The organism is Hydrogenophaga sp. NFH-34 (assembly GCF_021401345.1).
GTDB classification, from domain to species: domain Bacteria; phylum Pseudomonadota; class Gammaproteobacteria; order Burkholderiales; family Burkholderiaceae_C; genus Hydrogenophaga; species Hydrogenophaga electricum.
In genome coordinates, this window is record NZ_JACBGE010000004.1 from 220,907 (window position 1) to 238,571 (window position 17,665).

Genomic DNA, 17,665 nt, shown 5'->3' on the forward strand with positions numbered 1-17,665 from the left:
CTTGTGCTGTGGCGAGGCCCACCGGCTGGGCCTGCTCCGGACCATTGTGCGACCGGATGCGGCGCGGCGGGACCGATCCGGTCAAACCGGTCGGCACCCGCGCCGGCCTCAGCGCACGAACTGGTGCACCGTGTCGACCAGCCGGGCCGACTGCTGCTTGAGCGCGTCGGCGGCGGCCGCGGCCTGCTCGACGATGGCGGCGTTCTGCTGGGTGTTCTGGTCGATCTCGCCGATCGACTGCGTGACCGACTGCACCCGTTCGGACTGCAGGCGCGAACCGGCGCTGATTTCGGAGAGCAACTGATCCACCTGGCGCACCGCGTCCCCCAGGGTGTTCAGCGCCGATTCGGCCTGGCGCATCAGCCCGGTGCCGGTCTCGACCCGTTCCTCCGAATCCTGCGTCAGGCGGCGGATGTCCTTGGCCGCTTCGGCACTGCGCTGCGCCAGGGTACGCACCTCCCCGGCCACCACCGCGAACCCGCGCCCCTGGTCGCCCGCACGGGCCGCCTCGACCGCGGCGTTGAGCGCCAGGATGTTGGTCTGGAACGCGATCGAATCGATCACGCCCGTGATGTCGGCGATGCGCCGGCTGGAGTCGTTGATCTGGTCCATGGCCAGGCGGCTCTGCCCCATCACGTCCTGCCCGGCGTGTGCCTGCGCCACCGCCTGGCGCGCCAGCTGCGCGGCATGGTCGGAAGACGCTGCGCTGTGCACCGCACTTTCCGACAGCTCGCGCAAGGCGCTGGCGCTTTGCTGCAGGTGGCTGGCCTGCTGTTCGGTGCGCACCGACAGGTCGGTGTTGCCCAGGGCGATCTCGCGCGACGCATCGGCCACACCGGTCGACACCTCGCCCACGGCGCTGAACGCCTGGCGCAGCTTGCCGGCAAACGCGTTGAAGCCCCGGGCGATCACGGTCAGCTCGTCGTTGCCGCGCACCGGCAGCTCGACCGAGAGGTCGGTGTCGCCGCTGGCCAGTGCATGCATGGTGTGGCCCAGCGTGCGCAAGGGCTTCATCAGCGATCGCACCAGCCAGATCATCAGCACGGCCCCGAGCGCGCAGGCCACCGCAGCCGCGAGCACCGCAGCCTGAATCTGCCGCCGGGCGGCCTCGGCGGCGACCGACTGCGGGTACGACAGCACCACGCTCCAGGGCGCGGTGCCGTCCAGCACGGTGATGGGCGACGCGACATGGGCCCAGCCCTGGCCGTCGTCCCAGCGATAGGGTTCGCCCTGGCGCACCTTCTCCAGCGCGGGCGCCGGCAGGTCGTCGGCCCGCTGGCCCAGGCGCTGCGCATCGCGGTGGGCCAGGTAGAGCCCGCCGTTGGACAGCAGTTGCACCCGCCCCCCGGGCACCGGCTCCAGCTGGCCCAGCCGTTCCGACAGGCCAGCGAGCGGCAGGTCGGCCCCCGCCGCCCCCACGAAGCGGCCACCCACCAGCAGCGGCGCCACCATGGTGCTCATCAACACGTCCTTGCCACCCACCGTGTAGACATAGGGCTCCAGGAGCGCGGGTTTGAGCGAGCGGCGCGGGGTGTCGTACCAGGCATTGGCGCCCGGTTTTTCGTAGTCCACCAGGGCCTCGACCGCGATCGGCCCGCCCGCGCGGTTCCAGTAGGCGATGTAGCGGCCGGTGGCGTCGTGGGCCGGCGCCTGGTTCACATGCTCGGCGTCCAGGCCGTCGAGCGCGTTCGGCTCCCAGATCGAATAGGTGCCGATGAAGTCGGGCCGCTGCTGCAACAGGTGCCGGGCCATGTCATCAAGCTGGTCGCGCGACGGCGGGTGCCCGGCAGCGCGCTGCCCCTCCAGCAGGCTGGCGAAGGCCAGCACGGCCGAGAAGCTGCGCCCGAGTTCACCGCTCACCTGGCCGGCCGCGCCATTGGCCGCCTCCTGCGCCTGCGCGCTCGCTGCGGCGTGGGCCTGCCCGCTGGCATTGAGGCCGACCACCACGCTGGTGGCGCTGACGCAGGCGACACACAGCAGCACGGCCGCGGTGGCCAGTTTGCCGGTGAGCGACCAGGTACCGGAGCGGGGTGTCGGGATTCGGGAGGAAGACGGCATGGCACCAGGCAAAACGCAAAAGATAGCCGTCTATCGGCCATTGCGCCCGACACTGAAGGCGGGAAAACCAGGGTGGCCCTCCGCTGACCGTCCCCGGCGGTAGCCGGGCTCAGGCGGCCAGTTGCTGCACCAGCCAGGCGTTGATGTCGCGGATCTGCTCCAGGCAGACCTCGTGCGCCATCGGGTAGGTGCGCCACGTCACGGCACAGCCCAGGGCGGTCAGCGCGTCGCGGGCCGCCTCCCCACGCGGGAGCACCACGATGTCGTCGTCCGTGCCATGCGCCAGAAACACCGGCAGACCGCGGTGGGCTTCGCTGGCCTCGGCCGCGGTGGTGTCCGGCAGCGGCAGGTAGCCCGAGAGCGCCACCAGGCCGGCCAGGCGCTCGGGTGCGCGCAGGCCCGTGAGCAGGCTCATGGCACAGCCCTGCGAAAAGCCCATCAGCACCACCCGGTGGGCCGGCACGCCCCGCGCCACTTCGCGGTGAATGAGTTGCTGCACGATGGCCTGCGACCCGCGCAGGCCGGCCTCGTCCTCCGGACGGGGCTGGGCCGGATCGGCCGGGGGCGGGTAGAGGTCGTACCAGGCGCGCATGCGGTAGCCGCCGTTGATGGTCACCGGCCGCTCCGGCGCGCTGGGCAGCACGAAGCGCACCGGCCCGACGGCGGACAGGTCCATGGCCTGGGCCACGGGCACGAAGTCGCGGCCATCGGCCCCCAGGCCGTGCAGCACGATCACACTGGCCACCGGCGCAGCGGCCGCGTCGGGGCCCGTCAGGAATTCAAGCAGATCGAGGGAGAAGGTGTCCGGATGCATGCCGCCGAGCATAGCGCCCTCATGGCACCACGGCGCCGCCCTGGAACCATTGCGCGAACAGCGCGCGTTCCTCGTCCGTCAGCCCCGTGGCGTTGTTCAACGGCATGAGTTTTTGCACCACGACCTGCTGGTAGATCATCTGGGCATGCTGCTTCACCGCATCGGCCGAGTCCAGGCGCACGCCCTTGCTCTGCAGCGCCTCGCCGTGGCACATGACACAGCGCTGCGCCACCACCGGCTGCAACTGGGCATAGGTCACCGCCGCCGGCGCCGCAGCGGCCGGGGCCACGGGCGCGGGCTTGAGCCAGACGATCAGACCCAGCAGCACGGCCACCCCCACCGCGGCGTATTTCCAGGGATGCGGGTTGCGGCCCAGCTTGTAGCCATGCCGCATGACGAAGAACTGGCGGATGGCCGCGCCCGCGAACATGATGGCGATCAGGATCAGCCAGTTCTGCGGATGCGCGTAGGTGAAGCTGTAGTGGTTGCTGAGCATCGCGAACAGCACCGGCAGCGTGAAGTAGGTGTTGTGCACGCTGCGCTGCTTGCCGCGGATGCCATGGATCGGGTCCACCGGGCGGCCGGCCTTCATGTCGGCCACCATCGTGCGCTGGCCCGGGATGATCCAGAAGAACACGTTGGCGCTCATGGACGTGGCGAGCATCGCGCCCATCAACAGGAACGCTGCGCGGCCGGCGAACATGTGGGTGGCGGCAACGGCGGCCACACAGACCAGCACCAGCACCAGGGCACCCACCTTGGCATCGCCATTTTTGGTCTGCCCCAGCGTGCGGCAGATGGTGTCGTAAGCGAGCCAGAACACTACCAGGAAAGCCAGCGCCGCAGCGATGGCGCCGGCGGGCGACCACGCCATGATGCGCGGGTCGATCAGGTAGACGCTGGGACTCCAGAGGTAGGAGACGAGGAACAGCGCAAAGCCCGACAGCCAGGTCGAATAACTTTCCCAGTAGAACCAGTGCAGGTGTTCGGGCAGCTTCGGCGGCGCGGCCTTGAACTTGACCGGGTGGTAGAAGCCACCGCCATGCAGCGCCCAGAGTTCGCCGCTGACGCCGTCTTGCTTCAGCTGTTCGTCTTCGGGCGGCGTGAGGCTGCTGTCGAGAAAGACGAAGTAGAAGGAAGAACCGATCCAGGCGATGGCGACGATGACGTGCAGCCAGCGCAGCAGCAGATTGGCCCAGTCGAGCAGATAGGTTTCCATGGCACCTCAACACAAGGACGGCCGTGCCGTCAGGGTTTGCGACTCACCACCGCGGGCGCTCTGAGTCGGCTGAGGGCCGCGCTCGGAGCTGATATCGACCAGCCCCGGCTCCGCTGCGACCGGTCGCGAAGTGTATACACTTTTTGAAGACAAGCACCACAGGGTTGACCCCGATGGATGAGTGGCCATCAAGCACGTGCCGTGCCAGCCGAGGCATTCACATCATCAGGGCGTTGACCAGATCGAGCTGCCGGCTGGCGCGCACCTGGCCCAGATCGAGACTGGCTTCCAGGCGCTGCAGGTGGTCCATCATGTTGGCCACCGCCAGCGACACGTTGCCGGATTCGCAGATCCGCAGGAACTGCTCGTGCTCGTCGGTGGAGCAGTGCGCGTCGTTGCTGCTCTGGTAGAGCATGGCGATCAGCGAGCTGCGCGCCACCAGTTCGGTGAGGATCTCGGTCAGGATGCGGTGCCCGGCGGCCTCGGCCAGCGCCACGTGGAAGTCGCCCAGCAGCTTTTCGCGCACGGCGCCGAGCGCCGGCCCCTTGAGCGCGGAGCGTTCCATGCGGATGTGCTGCCGCAATTGTTCGAAGTCGGCCGGCCGGGCCCGGGCCACGAAGCGGCGCACGATCTCGGCCTCGATGAGGCGGCGCGCCGAAAACACCTCGCGCGCCTCTTCCACGCCGGGCTGGCACACGTAGGTGCCTTTGTCGGGGATGGTTTCGACCAGCTTGTCCTTGGCCAGCATGAGCAGTGCCGCACGCACCTTGGTGCGGCTCACGCCATAGACCCGGCCCAGGGCTTCTTCGCGCAACCAGGTGCCGGGGGGAATGCGCTTTTCCACGATGGCGGCGGCCACGTCCTGCGCAATGCTCTCGACCGTGGGGCCGCGCTCGGTCGTGTCCAGCACATCCTCCGGCCCCACCTGGGGAGCCGGAGCACTCACCGGCGTGCTGCGTTTTCTGGGCATGCCGGGATTCTAGGCTCAGGCCCTCCGGCCGGCGCCCACTGGCGGCACCACCGTCTCATGGCCGTCGAGGAAGCGCCGGCACGGGGCCCAGTGGTTCATCAGCAGGTAATACACCACGCCCGCCGGCAGCAGGCTGGCGTACCAGCTGATCGCCGGGAAGGACAGCGCCACCGCAGCGCCGGCCAGCGTGGCCAGCACGCCGGCCCAGTTGACGCCGCGGTACGGGCCGTTTTCGTCGTAGAGCTTCACCAGGTCGAGGCGACGGCCCCGCAGCACGTAATAGTCCACCACCAGCACCGCGAAGATCGGGCCGAGGAAGGCGGAATAGGTCTGCACGAACATCTGCAGGCCCGAGGCCGATTCGTCTTTCACCAGCACCCACGGAAAGGTGCAGAAAGCCAGCAGGCCCACCACCACCGCCGACTTGCGGAACGAAAGGCGGAACAGGTCCATCAGCACGTAGGCCGGTGGCACGACGTTGTTCAGCACATTGGTCGTGACCTGCGCAAAGGCGATGAACAGCAGCGTGGTGACCAGCAGCGGCGTGTTGTCGACCGCGCTGGAGAACACCTTGATCGGGTCGGCCGTGCCGGTGGCACCCGAAACCATCAGGCCGATCAGGCCCATGAACAGGGTGGCCGGCAGGATGCTCATCGAATAGATGGTGGTCAGCGGACCGGGCCGCACGTTCTTGTGCAGCTCGCGCGAGTAATCGCTCACATTGAGCATCATGGTGCTGTAGATGCCCAGGAACAGCATGGTGGCACCCCAGAACGGCAGGCCCCAGGTGCCTTCGATGTTGGTGATGCGCTCGTTGATGGCGCCGCCGAACTTGGTGATCACCGCGTAGAACATGTAGACCAGCGAGCCGATGATGAACACACTGCCCACGTTCTCCAGCCACTTGATGCCCTTGAAGCCGTAGACCGACAGCGCGATCTGCAACAGCTGGAAGATCACGAACCAGGCCACCAGGTTGTCCCAGCCGAGCAGCGTCGCCGACACCGCGTTCAGCGCGCCGGCGCCGATCCAGCTCTGGAAGCCGAACCACACCACGGCCGGCACCGCACGCACCAGACCGGGCAGCCGGGTGCCCGAAAAGCCGAATGCCGTGCGCGCCTGCACCATGAAAGGGATGCCGTACTTGTGACCGGCGGCGCCGTTGATGGCCAGGGCCACACCTATGACGAAGCAGCCGATGGCGATCGCCACCACGGCCTGCAGCATGTTGAGCTGGCCGACCAGGCTGGAGCCCATGGCAAAGGTGCCGATGGACACGCAGCCGCCCAGCCAGGCCAGCAGGTAGGACCAGCGGTCCATGATCCGGGTTTCCTGGGGTGCCAGCGACTCTTCGCCGGCCGCCTTCTCTTGCGCTTCACTCATGGTGTGTCTCCTCGTTGGTAGGGAAGCAGGAATGCGCCGCTCAGGCGCTGAAGTGACTGAAACGGCCCGCGAAGGCCTTGGGGCGGGGGAAATCCAGGTCGCCGTGTTTGCTGGTGTGCAGGCCCAGGTGCACCAGGGATTCGGCCAGCTTGACCGCCGCGGTCACGCCTTCGACCACCGGCAGGCCCACGGCCCGTGAGATCTCTTCAGTGAGGTCGGCCATGCCGCCGCACCCCAGGACGATGGCGCCCACGCCGTCTTCGGCTTTGGCGCGCAGGCTCTCCTCGATGATCTTGCGCAGCGCGGCGTCGGGGTCGTGCTCCAGGTCCAGCACCGGAATCTCGGCCGCGCGGACGCGGCGGCACTGGTGCTCGAAACCGTACTGCGCCAGCAGGTGCTCGGCAATCACGCAGGTGCGTCCCAGCGTGGTGACGACGGAAAACCGGGTGGCGATCAGGGCCGCCATGTGGAAGGCCGCTTCGGCGATGCCGATCACGGGCGCCCGCGTCAGCTCGCGGGCAGACCACAGGCCCGGGTCGCCGAAACAGGCGATCACGTAGGCGTCCGTGCCCTCGCGCTCGCCGGCCAGCACCTCCTCGGCCACGCCCACAGCGGCCACGGCCTCGTCGAAATGGCTCTCGATCGACACCGGCCCGCTGGCCGGCTGGCTGGCCACGATCTCGGTGCCCGGCCCCGCCACGCGCCGCGCCGCCTGGGCGATGGTGTCCGTCATCGCCTGCGTCGTGTTCGGGTTGATCACGCGAAGCTTCATGGGTCTCCTTTTTTGGATTCAAATTTAGAACACATAGTTTGTATACAAAAATTGAATGCGACAAGACACCCCGCGCACAAAATGGCTGGGGTTTACCCGCAAACAGCGGGAACGGGGGATGACCGCGGGTGCGGTCGGCGGGTCAGGCGCGGTGTTGCAGCAGCAACTGGGCGACCACGGCCGCCGCGATCACTGCGGGCGCCTTGCCGGTGATGCCCGGCAACCCGATGGGGCAGGTGACGCGGTCCAGCTCGGCGTCGCCAAAGCCGCGGTCGCGCAGGCGGTTGCGAAAGCTCGCCCACTTCGTGCGGCTGCCGATCAGGCCCACGAACGGCAGATCGCCGCGCTCGCGCTGGCGCCGCAAGCAGGCCGCCACGACGTCGAGGTCTTCGGCGTGCGAGAAGCTCATGATGAGCACGAACGACCCCGGCACCACGTCGCGCAGCGCGTCCTGCACCGGATCGGCGTACTCCGTGACCACGGTGTCGGGCACATCGGCGGGAAACACCTCGTCGCGGCTGTCGATCCAGGTCACCGCGAACGGCAGCGGGGCCAGCGCCTGCACGATGGCGCGCCCGACATGGCCACCGCCGAACAGCGCCACCGGCTGCCAGGTCTGCCGCAACCGCTGCGCCAGGCGCTCGACGTCGGCCGCCACCACCGGTTCAAAGCGCAAGGCCAGCCGCCCTCCGCAGCATTGGCCGAGACTGGGCCCGAGCGTGATGTGCTGCTCGACCGGTTCGGCCGCCGCCTGCCCCAGCAGACCACGCGCCCGGGCCAGGGCCTCCCATTCCAGCCGGCCGCCGCCGATGGTGCCCACCTCGCCCTGGGCGAACACCGCCATCCAGGTCCCCGGCTCCCGCGGCACCGAGCCCCGTGCATCGCTGATGGACACCAGGACGGCCGGCTCGTCGGCCAGGCGCTTCAGGAAAAGGCTCAGGAGAAAAGGCATGTGTGGCGCAGGTGCCGACGCAACTGTGTGAAATGGTAATTTCCGGGCTTCCGGTCAAGTATGGCGCGCGCCGCTTCATCCGGTTTTCAGCAGAAGTGCATACACTGCATGGTGATCGGTGTATAGCAGCCGGTTTCCGGCCCCAGGGCCGGCCCTGACGCCAGAGGTTCCGCATGAGAGACAAACACATCATCCCAGGCTCGCACCAACCGGGTGCAACGGCTTCGTCCGACAGCCGCCAGCCCCGCTTTTTCGGCTGGGCCTGGCTCGGCACCGGCACGGCCGCCTTGCTGGCCGCCTGCGCCGCACCGGTGCCCGCGCCCGTTGCGAGCACGCCGGTACCGCCACCGGCACCGGCTCCGGTCGCCCCGGCCGTGCAGCCCGAACCGCCCCCGGCCATCGTCTCCGAGGCCGCCACCCCGCGCGCCTACCGGCGCGATGGCGCACGCCACCTCTATTCGCTCAACGCCCACCGCATCTACAAGGGCAAAATGCCACCGCTGCTGCAAGGCGTGGGCACCATGCAGCTCGAACTCGACCACCGCGGCCGCATCGTGGCCCTGAACTGGATGCGGCCGCCCAGCCACCCCGGCGCCCGGGCCGAAATCGAGCGCACCGTGCGGGCCGCCGCGCCCTTCCCCGCCCCCATCCGCATGGGCCGGGTCACCTACACCGAAACCTGGCTCTGGGACAAGAGCGGGCAGTTCCAGCTCGACACCCTGACCGAAGGTCAGCGGAGCCGCTAACCCCCGCGCCGCCCACGGCGGCGGCGGCGCCCCAGGGGGCGATGCGAGTGGCCCGGCACCATCGGGTCCCCCGCCCCCCATGCAGGTATGGCACGCCGGATCTCTTGCCGGCGCACGTGCCCCGTCCCAAGGCCTCATAGAACGGGTTTCGCCCGGCCGCCGAGAGGCCGTCTCCCACGCAGCAAGCGGGAAGCGTCGTCGGGTTCGCAGGGCCAGTCAACTGCCTCGGTACGTGCTGTAGCTCCAGGGGCTCACCAGCAGCGGCACGTGGTAGTGCTGGTCGGTATGGGCCACCCCGAAATCCAGGGCCACGCGGTGGAGGAAATTCGGCTCGGGCAGGACCACACCTTTCGCAGCGAAATAGCCCTTCACGTCGAACACCAGCCGGTAGGTTCCCACCTTCAGGCTGGCGTTGTCGTACAGCGGGCCGTCCGGATTGCGGCCATCGCTGTTGAGCTCGAAGCGCTTGACCAGTGTGGCCCGATCACCCTCGGTGGTGTAGAGCTCGACGGCCATGCCGGCTGCGGGGCAGCCGTGCATGGTGTCCAGAACGTGGGTACTCAGGCCCATGGCGATTCCTTTTCGGGAGGGTTGGTTTCAGTCGACCAAAAGTGTATACACTTTTTGTTTTTCTGGATATCATGACCGCACCATGGAACACTCCAGCACGCATCACATCGTGGCGTCACTCACCCGCGCGATCGTGGAACACCGTCTGCACCCGGGCACCAAACTGGCCGAGCAGAAGCTGGCCGACCACTTCGGCGTTTCGCGCACCCTGGTCAGGCAAGCTTTGTTCCAGCTTTCCCAGAACCGGCTGATCCGCCTGGAGCCGGCGCGCGGCGCCTTCGTGGCGTCTCCTTCGGTGGACGAAGCCAAGCAGGTGTTTGCCGTGCGCCGCATGCTGGAAATCGAGATGACCCGCGCTTTTGTGCAGCAGGTCACCCCCAGCAAGATCAAGGCCCTGCGCGAACACGTGGCGCAGGAGCGGCAGGCAGTGGACAACCAGGACGTGCCGGGCCGCACCGAACTCCTGGGCGATTTCCACGTGCGCATGGCCGAACTCATGGGCAACCAGGTGCTGGCCGAACTGCTGCGCGAGCTGATCTCGCGCTGTGCGCTGATCACGCTGATGTACCAGAGCACCAACGCCGCCGAACATTCCAACGAGGAACACGCCGAAATCGTCAAGGCCCTGGCGGCCAAGGACGCCGACCTGGCCGTGCGCCTGATGAACGACCACCTGCAGCACGTGGAGGAAGGCCTGACCTTCGACCGCAAGCTGCCCACCAACGACCTGTCCCTGGCCCTTTCTTCCTGAGCACCCGCATGATCTACGACAGCACCGCCCCCTACCCGCGCGACCTCATCGGCTACGGCCGCGACGTGCCCCACGCCCGCTGGCCCGGAGCGGCCCGGGTGGCCGTCCAGTTCGTGCTGAACTACGAAGAAGGCGGCGAAAACTGCGTGCTGCACGGCGACAAGGCGAGCGAACAGTTCCTGTCGGAAATGTTCAACCCGGCCGCCTTCGAGGCCCGCCACATCAGCATGGAAGGCATCTACGAATACGGCTCGCGCGCGGGGGTCTGGCGCATCCTGCGCGAGTTTGAACAGCGCAAGCTGCCGTTGACGGTGTTCGGCATATCCACCGCGCTGCAGAAGCACCCCGAGCTGACCGCAGCCTTCAAGGAACTGGGCCACGACATCGCCTGCCACGGCCTGAAGTGGATCCACTACCAGAACATCGACGAGGCCACCGAACGCGCCCACATGGCCGAGGCGATGCAGATCCTCCAGGACCTGACGGGTGAACGCCCGCTGGGCTGGTACACCGGCCGCGACAGCCCCAACACGCGCCGGCTGGTGGCGGACTACGGCGGCTTCGAATACGACAGCGACTACTACGGCGAAGACCTGCCGTTCTGGATGAAGGTGCGCAAGACCGACGGCAGCGACGCGCACCAGCTCATCGTGCCCTACACCCTGGACTGCAACGACATGCGCTTCGCGCTGCCGCAGGGCTATTCGCACGCCGATCCGTTCTTCCAGTACATGAAGGACACCTTCGACGCGCTCTACGCCGAAGGCGATCCGAACGGCCTGGACCGCCCCAAAATGATGAGCATCGGCATGCACTGCCGCCTGCTCGGCCGCCCCGGCCGCATCACCGCGCTGCAGCGCTTCCTGGACCACATCCAGTCGCACGACCAGGTCTGGGTGGCGCGCCGGGTCGACATCGCGCGGCACTGGAAAGCCACGCACCCGCTGGCCCTGGCCTGACACCCCGCCCGAGGTTGACCCCATGCCCCTGACCCTGGACCAACTCAACGCCGCGCCCCTGCCCGAGGCGCTGCAGATGCTCGACGGCCTGTACGAGCACTCGCCCTGGATCGCCGAGCGCGCTCTCGCCCAGCGACCCTTCGCCTCGCTGGCGCAGCTCAAGCACGCGATGACGCGCGTGCTCGACGAAGCCGGCGTGGCACCCCAACTGGCGCTGATCCGCGCCCACCCGGAACTGGCCGGCAAGGCGATGGTGAGCAAATCGCTGACGGCCGAATCGACCAACGAGCAGACCAAGGCCGGCCTGACGAACTGCACGCCCGAGGAATTCGCGCGCATCCAGCAGCTCAACGCCGACTACAACGCGCGCTTCGGCTTTCCCTTCATCCTCGCGGTGCGCGGCGCACGGGGCACGGGCCTCACCAAGGCGCAGATCATCGAGGCCTTCGAACGCCGCGTGCACGGCCACCCGGACTTCGAGCGGCAGGAGTGCCTGCGCAACATCCACCGCATCGCCGAGATCCGGCTCAACGACAAGTTCGGCTTCGAGCCGGTCGACGGCCAACGGGTCTGGGACTGGCAAGAGACCCTGGCCCAGCACAGCGACCCGGGCTATGCCGAGAAGGGCCAGCTCACCGTCACCTACCTCACCGACGCGCACCGCGCCTGCGCCCAGCGCATCAGCCACTGGATGAAGGACTGCGGCTTCGACGAGATCGAGATCGATGCGGTGGGCAACGTGGTGGGCCGCTACCACCCCGCCACGCCCGGTGGGAAATACCTGCTGACCGGATCGCATTACGACACTGTGCGCAACGGCGGCAAGTACGACGGGCGTCTGGGCATCTTCGTGCCCATGGCCTGCGTGCAGAAGCTGCACGCGGCCGGGAAACGCCTGCCCTTCGGCATCGAGGTGGTGGGATTCGCCGAAGAAGAAGGCCAGCGCTACAAAGCGACCTTCCTCGGCTCGGGCGCGCTCACCGGCCACTTCGACCCCACCTGGCTCGACCAGAAAGATGCCGACGGCATCACCATGCGCGAAGCCATGCAGCACGCCGGCCTGTGCATCGACGACATCCCCAAACTGCAGCGCGATCCGGCGCAGTACCTGGGCTTCATCGAGGTGCACATCGAGCAGGGTCCGGTGCTCAACGAACTGAACCTGCCGCTGGGCATCGTCACCAGCATCAACGGCAGCGTGCGCTACGTGGGCGAAGTCATCGGCATGGCCAGCCACGCCGGCACCACGCCCATGGATCGCCGCCGCGACGCCGCCGCCGCAGTGGCGGAGCTGATCCTCTTTGCCGAGCAGCGCGCCGCGCAGGACGGCGATTCGGTCGCCACCGTGGGCATGCTGCAGGTGCCCAACGGCTCCATCAACGTGGTGCCCGGCGCCTGCAAGTTCAGCCTGGACATGCGCGCGCCCACCAATGCGCAACGCGACGCCCTCGCCCAGGACGTGCTGGCCAAGCTGGCCGAAATCTGCGAGCGCCGGGGGGTGCGCCACACGCTGGAAGAGACCATGCACGCGGCCGCCGCGCCCAGCGCCCCGGCATGGCAGGCGCGCTGGGAAGCCGCCTGCACCGCGCTGGGTGTGCCGCTGTTCCGCATGCCCAGCGGTGCCGGGCACGACGCCATGAAGCTGCACGAAATCATGCCGCAGGCCATGCTGTTCGTGCGCGGCGAAAACAGCGGCATCAGCCACAACCCGCTCGAATCCAGCACCGCCGACGACATGGACCTGGCCGTCAAGGCCTTCGACCACGTGCTGCAACAACTGACCACCGAATTCCACTGAAAGCCCCCATGACCACCGCCCAACAGCAACTCGACGCCTGGATCGACGCCCACTTCGACGAAGAGGTGCAGTTCCTGCAGGAACTCATCCGCGTGCCCACCGACACGCCGCCCGGCAACAACGCGCCGCACGCCGAGCGCACGGCCGAACTGCTGGCCGGCATGGGCCTGACGGCCGAGAAGCACGCCGTGCCGGACGCCGAGGTCAAGGCCGCCGGCCTGGAGACCATCACCAACCTGATCGTGCGCCGCCGCTATGGCGACGGTGGCCAGACCATTGCGCTCAACGCCCACGGTGACGTGGTGCCGCCTGGCGAGGGCTGGACGCACGACCCCTACGGCGGCGAAATCGCGGACGGCAAGATCTACGGCCGCGCAGCGGCGGTGAGCAAGTGCGACATCGCCAACTTCACCTACGCCATCCGCGCACTGGAATCGCTGGGTCTGCCGCTCAAGGGGAACGTCGAACTGCACGTGACCTACGACGAGGAATACGGCGGCGAGGTCGGCCCTGGCTGGCTGCTGGACAAGGGGCTGACCAAGCCCGACCTGATGATCGCCGCCGGTTTCAGCTACCAGGTGGTCGTGGCCCACAACGGCTGCCTGCAGCTCGAAGTGACGGTGCACGGCGACATGGCCCACGCGGCGATTCCCGACAGCGGCACCGACGCGCTGCAGGGTGCCACGCACATCCTCAACGCGCTGTATGCCCTCAACGCCGACTACCTGAAGGTCACCTCGAACGTCGAAGGCATCACCCACCCCTATCTGAACGTGGGCCTGATCCAGGGCGGCACCAACACCAACGTGATCCCCGGCAAGGTGGTGCTCAAACTCGACCGCCGCATGATCCCCGAGGAAGACCCGGCCGAGGTGGAGGCCGCCATCCGCCGCACCATCGATCAGGCCGTGGCGAGCTACCACCCGCCGCGCGGTGGCAAAGGCCTGAAGGTTGAGGTCAAGCGCATGCTGCTGTGCCGGGCCATGAAGCCGCTGGCGGGCAACGCCCCGCTGGTGCAGGCCATCCAGCGACACGGCGAGGAACTGTTCGGCGAACCCATCCCCGCCGTCGGCACCCCGCTCTACACCGACGTGCGCCTGTACGTGGAGCGCGGTATTCCGGGTGTGATCTACGGCGCCGGCCCGCGCACGGTGCGCGAATCGAACGCCAAGCGCGCCGACGAAAACCTGGTGCTGGACGACCTGCGCCGCGCCACCAAGGTCATCGCGCGCACCCTGTTCGACCTGTTGAAAGCCGCATAAGCGCTGCCCGCCGACCGTGCCACAATGACCGCCCGCCCCTCACGGGCGGACCGGACTTTGCCTCGCCCTGGAGACACCATGACCCCCGCTGAACAAGCCCTGCGCGACGCCGCGCTCGAATACCACCGCGCTCCCAACAAGGGCAAGATCGCCGTCGTTCCGACCAAGCCGCTGTCCAACCAGCGCGACCTGTCGCTGGCCTATTCGCCGGGCGTGGCCTTTCCCTGCCTGGCCATCCAGGCCGACCCCAGCCTGGCCGCCGAGTACACCAGCCGCGGCAACCTGGTGGGCGTGATCACCAACGGCACCGCCGTGCTGGGTCTCGGTGACATCGGCCCGCTGGCCGGCAAGCCGGTGATGGAAGGCAAAGGCTGCCTGTTCAAGAAGTTCGCCGGCATCGACGTGTTCGACATCGAGCTGGCCGAGCGCGACCCCGACAAGCTGGTCGACATCATCGCCGCGCTCGAACCCACGCTGGGCGGCGTCAACCTGGAAGACATCAAGGCGCCCGAGTGCTTCTACATCGAGAAGCAGTTGCGCGAGCGCATGAAGATCCCCGTCTTCCACGACGACCAGCACGGCACCGCCATCATCTCCAGCGCCGCGCTGATCAACGGGCTGGAACTGGTCAAGAAGGACATCGGCGCGGTCAAGGTTGCCGTCAGCGGCGCCGGCGCGGCAGCGATCGCCTGCCTGGACCTGATGGTCAACCTGGGCGTGAACATCGAAAACATCCTCGTCTGCGACTCCAAGGGCGTGATCCAGACCGAGCGCGAAGACGCCAAGGCCGGCAAGCTCGACGCGTCCAAGCGCCGCTACTGCCGCGCCACCGACGCCCGCAGTCTGGCCGACGCCATGAACGGTGCCGACGTGTTCCTGGGCTGTTCGGCCGCCGGCGTGGTGGACGCCGAGATGGTCAAGAGCATGGGCAGCCAGCCGATCATCCTCGCGCTGGCCAACCCCGAACCCGAGATCCGCCCCGAAGTGGCCAAGGCTGCGCGGCCGGACTGCATCATCGCCACCGGCCGTTCGGACTACCCGAACCAGGTCAACAACGTCCTCTGTTTCCCCTACATCTTCCGCGGCGCGCTCGACTGTGGCGCGACCAAGATCACGGAGGAAATGAAGATGGCCTGCGTGCGCGAGATCGCCGACATGGCCAAGACCGAGATCAGCGACGAAGTGGCCGCCGCCTACGCCGGCCAGGAACTGAATTTCGGCCCGGAATACATCATTCCCAAGCCCTTCGACTCGCGCCTGATCCTCAAGATCGCGCCGGCCGTCGCGCAAGCCGCGGCCGACTCGGGCGTGGCCACGCGCCCCATCACCGACATGGCCGCCTACCGCGAGAGCCTGGGCCGCTTCGTGACCCAGACCGGCATCCTGATGCGGCCCATCTTCAATGCCGCCAAGGCCGTCGCCGCCGACAAGAAGCGCGTGGCCTACGCCGACGGTGAAGACGAACGTGCGCTGCGCGCGGCCCAGATGGCGATCGACGACGGCATCGCCTCGCCGATCCTGATCGGGCGCCCGGCCGTGATCGAGGCCCGCATCGAAAAGGCCGGCCTGCGCATGCGCCTGGGGGTGGACGTGGCCAACGTCAACCCGGAAGACGACCCGCGCTTCCGCCAGTACTGGGAGCACTACCACCGCCTCATGGCGCGCAACGGCGCCACACCCGAAGTCTCCAAGGCGGCCGTGCGCCGCTCCAACACCATCATCGGTTCGCTGATGCTGGCGCTGGGGGACGCCGACGCCCTGATCTGCGGGCTGGTGGGCAGCTACACCACCCACCTGGAGCGCATCGACAGCGTGCTGGGCAAGCAGCCCGGCGTGAACAACTACGCCGCCGTCAACGCGCTGATGACCGATCGCGGCCCCCTCTTCATCACCGACACCTACGTCAACGAAGACCCCAACGCCGAGCAACTGGCCGAGATTGCCTTCATGGCCGCCCAACAGGTGCAGCGCTTCGGCCTGGTGCCCAAGGTCGCCTTCCTCTCGCATTCGAGCTTTGGTTCGTCCAAGCGCGCGTCTGCCAAGAAGATGCGCCAGGCACGCGACCTGTTCGTGGCCCGCCACCCCGGTATCGAGTGCGATGGCGAACTGCACGGCGACGCCGCGCTGCAGCCGGCCATCCGCCAGGCCTATCTGGGCGACTCGACGCTGAATGGCCCGGCCAACCTGCTGATCTGCCCCAACCTGGATGCCGCCAACATCCTCTACAACGTGCTCAAGGAAACCAGCAGCGGTGGCGTGACCATCGGCCCGGTGCTGATGGGCGTGGCGCGCACCGCCTACATCCTTACCCCGGCCGCCACCGTTCGGCGGGTGCTCAACATGACCGCCATGGCCGCCGCCAGCGCGGTCTGAGCCCACTCATCAGGGCATGGGAAAACCCCTCGTCGTCCGGCACAAGGGCCGGGCCGGCAACCGGCTCTTCCAGTACTTCTTCTGTGCAGAGCTGGCCCGGCGCGCCGGAACCCACTCCGTCCGGGGGGTGCACATTCCCGATCTCGACCTCGAAACGCCCCCCGCGCCGGACCACGACACCGGTTTCCTGCACATCGAAGGCAAGCATCTTTTCGATGTGCCGGCTTTGGTGGCGGCCCTGCGCGACGGCACCTACACGGGGGCCACATTCCGCGGCTTTGCCATGCGGCTGGCCTACTACGACCGCGCGTTCTGCCAGCGCCTGCTTCCGCTGCGCCCCGGCGCCAGCGAGTGGGGGTTCGGCCCCGAGTTCCTGACGATCAACATCCGGGCCGGCGATGTCTTCAGCGGTGCAAGCGCGGGACTCATGGCCGGCGGCTACGGCGGGCCCTATGGGGCCGAACACCTCTACCCCGGTATTCATCCGGACTACCGCCCGCTGCCACTCGGTTACTACGAAACCCTGATCCGAGACACCGGTCTGAAACCGGCGTTCGTGGGAGAGCTGTCCAGCCACCCGGCCTACGAAGCCGCCCTCAGGCGCCGCTTCCCCCAGGCCGTGTTTGCCCGCACCCGTTCGCCCAAGGAAGACTTCCTCACGCTCCTCGGTTCGTCGAACATCGCGCTGGCGATCAGCTCGTTTTCCTGGATCGCGGCCTGGCTGTCCGAAGCCCGGACCATCCACATCCCGGTGGCCGGCATGTTCGACCCCCACCAACGGCCCGACATCGACCTGCTGCCCCCGGATTCGGACACACGCTACATCCGGCACACCATGCCCCGGCTCCAGTGGCAAGGCACCACCGAACAGATTGCCGAGCTTTTCGCCTGAGAACAACAGGGTGAGCAGGCCCTAACAGGCTGTTGAAATTCAGCGTTTTCGAGTGAAAGCACTACCTTCCGATCAGCGTCTGCGGCAGATGACTTGTTTGGTTGGCACTTGAAGCAGCCTTGCAGTGCGAGCAATCGCTCGCCAAG

Annotated in this window: 15 protein-coding genes; 7 read left to right on the top strand and 8 right to left on the bottom strand. The window is 67.8% G+C overall.

What is annotated here, in order from left to right:
- Positions 1–108: 108 nt before the first annotated feature.
- The 7 genes from L0977_RS05775 to xdhC all read right to left on the bottom strand — a co-directional run bounded on the left by L0977_RS05775 (position 109) and on the right by xdhC (position 8,168).
- Positions 109–2,058, bottom strand: coding sequence for a methyl-accepting chemotaxis protein (locus tag L0977_RS05775; RefSeq protein WP_234263874.1), 1,950 nt, complete (start codon positions 2,056–2,058; stop codon positions 109–111).
- A 109-nt stretch (positions 2,059–2,167) separates the two neighbouring features.
- A complete protein-coding gene (locus L0977_RS05780; RefSeq protein ID WP_234263875.1) occupies positions 2,168–2,872 on the bottom strand; it encodes an alpha/beta hydrolase in 705 nt (234 codons plus the stop codon).
- 19 nt (positions 2,873–2,891) lie between these two features.
- Positions 2,892–4,091 carry a urate hydroxylase PuuD gene (locus L0977_RS05785; protein WP_234263876.1) on the bottom strand — a complete coding sequence of 400 codons (1,200 nt, stop codon included), beginning with the start codon at positions 4,089–4,091 and terminating at the stop codon, positions 2,892–2,894.
- 217 nt (positions 4,092–4,308) lie between these two features.
- Entirely contained in the window at positions 4,309–5,061 is a 753-nt protein-coding gene (locus tag L0977_RS05790) for a GntR family transcriptional regulator (RefSeq protein WP_234263877.1), read from the bottom strand.
- Between the two features lie 15 nt (positions 5,062–5,076).
- Positions 5,077–6,444 carry an NCS1 family transporter gene (locus tag L0977_RS05795; RefSeq protein ID WP_234263878.1) on the bottom strand — a complete coding sequence of 456 codons (1,368 nt, stop codon included), beginning with the start codon at positions 6,442–6,444 and terminating at the stop codon, positions 5,077–5,079.
- A 40-nt stretch (positions 6,445–6,484) separates the two neighbouring features.
- Positions 6,485–7,216 carry an aspartate/glutamate racemase family protein gene (locus L0977_RS05800; RefSeq protein ID WP_234263880.1) on the bottom strand — a complete coding sequence of 244 codons (732 nt, stop codon included), beginning with the start codon at positions 7,214–7,216 and terminating at the stop codon, positions 6,485–6,487.
- A 142-nt stretch (positions 7,217–7,358) separates the two neighbouring features.
- Complete coding sequence (xdhC, locus tag L0977_RS05805) at positions 7,359–8,168, bottom strand: xanthine dehydrogenase accessory protein XdhC (protein ID WP_234263882.1); 810 nt, start codon at positions 8,166–8,168, stop codon at positions 7,359–7,361.
- A gap of 173 nt (positions 8,169–8,341) precedes the next feature.
- On the opposite strand from xdhC, the gene L0977_RS05810 reads away from it, so the two are divergent.
- On the top strand, positions 8,342–8,914 hold the full coding sequence (locus tag L0977_RS05810) for an energy transducer TonB (protein WP_326491051.1): 573 nt from the start codon (positions 8,342–8,344) through the stop codon (positions 8,912–8,914).
- A 216-nt stretch (positions 8,915–9,130) separates the two neighbouring features.
- Here L0977_RS05810 and uraH read toward each other — a convergent pair whose 3' ends face one another.
- Positions 9,131–9,484 (bottom strand): hydroxyisourate hydrolase, encoded by a 354-nt coding sequence (uraH, locus tag L0977_RS05815; RefSeq protein WP_234263883.1) that lies wholly within the window; start codon positions 9,482–9,484, stop codon positions 9,131–9,133.
- Between the two features lie 82 nt (positions 9,485–9,566).
- On the opposite strand from uraH, the gene L0977_RS05820 reads away from it, so the two are divergent.
- The 6 genes from L0977_RS05820 (at position 9,567) to L0977_RS05845 (ending at position 17,519) form a co-directional block, all read left to right on the top strand.
- Positions 9,567–10,235, top strand: a complete 669-nt coding sequence (locus L0977_RS05820) for a GntR family transcriptional regulator (RefSeq protein ID WP_234263884.1) — start codon at positions 9,567–9,569, stop codon at positions 10,233–10,235.
- 8 nt (positions 10,236–10,243) lie between these two features.
- On the top strand, positions 10,244–11,194 hold the full coding sequence (gene puuE, locus L0977_RS05825) for an allantoinase PuuE (protein WP_234263885.1): 951 nt from the start codon (positions 10,244–10,246) through the stop codon (positions 11,192–11,194).
- A gap of 22 nt (positions 11,195–11,216) precedes the next feature.
- Positions 11,217–12,992: a 2-oxo-4-hydroxy-4-carboxy-5-ureidoimidazoline decarboxylase gene (gene uraD, locus L0977_RS05830; RefSeq protein WP_234263886.1), complete on the top strand. Its 1,776-nt coding sequence runs from the start codon at positions 11,217–11,219 to the stop codon at positions 12,990–12,992.
- Between the two features lie 8 nt (positions 12,993–13,000).
- Positions 13,001–14,254 carry a M20 family metallopeptidase gene (locus L0977_RS05835; protein ID WP_234263887.1) on the top strand — a complete coding sequence of 418 codons (1,254 nt, stop codon included), beginning with the start codon at positions 13,001–13,003 and terminating at the stop codon, positions 14,252–14,254.
- A 78-nt stretch (positions 14,255–14,332) separates the two neighbouring features.
- On the top strand, positions 14,333–16,627 hold the full coding sequence (locus tag L0977_RS05840) for an NADP-dependent malic enzyme (protein WP_234263888.1): 2,295 nt from the start codon (positions 14,333–14,335) through the stop codon (positions 16,625–16,627).
- A 16-nt stretch (positions 16,628–16,643) separates the two neighbouring features.
- Entirely contained in the window at positions 16,644–17,519 is an 876-nt protein-coding gene (locus tag L0977_RS05845) for a hypothetical protein (protein WP_234263889.1), read from the top strand.
- Positions 17,520–17,665 lie beyond the last annotated feature (146 nt).

Excerpts from the sequence above, each read along its gene's own strand:
- L0977_RS05775 (WP_234263874.1), bottom strand. The coding sequence starts at position 2,058 with ATGCCGTCTTCCTCCCGAATCCCGACACCCCGCTCCGGTACCTGGTCG.
- L0977_RS05780 (WP_234263875.1), bottom strand. The coding sequence starts at position 2,872 with ATGCATCCGGACACCTTCTCCCTCGATCTGCTTGAATTCCTGACGGGC.
- L0977_RS05785 (WP_234263876.1), bottom strand. The coding sequence starts at position 4,091 with ATGGAAACCTATCTGCTCGACTGGGCCAATCTGCTGCTGCGCTGGCTG.
- L0977_RS05790 (WP_234263877.1), bottom strand. The coding sequence starts at position 5,061 with ATGCCCAGAAAACGCAGCACGCCGGTGAGTGCTCCGGCTCCCCAGGTG.
- L0977_RS05795 (WP_234263878.1), bottom strand. The coding sequence starts at position 6,444 with ATGAGTGAAGCGCAAGAGAAGGCGGCCGGCGAAGAGTCGCTGGCACCC.
- L0977_RS05800 (WP_234263880.1), bottom strand. The coding sequence starts at position 7,216 with ATGAAGCTTCGCGTGATCAACCCGAACACGACGCAGGCGATGACGGAC.
- xdhC (WP_234263882.1), bottom strand. The coding sequence starts at position 8,168 with ATGCCTTTTCTCCTGAGCCTTTTCCTGAAGCGCCTGGCCGACGAGCCG.
- L0977_RS05810 (WP_326491051.1), top strand. The coding sequence starts at position 8,342 with ATGAGAGACAAACACATCATCCCAGGCTCGCACCAACCGGGTGCAACG.
- uraH (WP_234263883.1), bottom strand. The coding sequence starts at position 9,484 with ATGGGCCTGAGTACCCACGTTCTGGACACCATGCACGGCTGCCCCGCA.
- L0977_RS05820 (WP_234263884.1), top strand. The coding sequence starts at position 9,567 with ATGGAACACTCCAGCACGCATCACATCGTGGCGTCACTCACCCGCGCG.
- puuE (WP_234263885.1), top strand. The coding sequence starts at position 10,244 with ATGATCTACGACAGCACCGCCCCCTACCCGCGCGACCTCATCGGCTAC.
- uraD (WP_234263886.1), top strand. The coding sequence starts at position 11,217 with ATGCCCCTGACCCTGGACCAACTCAACGCCGCGCCCCTGCCCGAGGCG.
- L0977_RS05835 (WP_234263887.1), top strand. The coding sequence starts at position 13,001 with ATGACCACCGCCCAACAGCAACTCGACGCCTGGATCGACGCCCACTTC.
- L0977_RS05840 (WP_234263888.1), top strand. The coding sequence starts at position 14,333 with ATGACCCCCGCTGAACAAGCCCTGCGCGACGCCGCGCTCGAATACCAC.
- L0977_RS05845 (WP_234263889.1), top strand. The coding sequence starts at position 16,644 with ATGGGAAAACCCCTCGTCGTCCGGCACAAGGGCCGGGCCGGCAACCGG.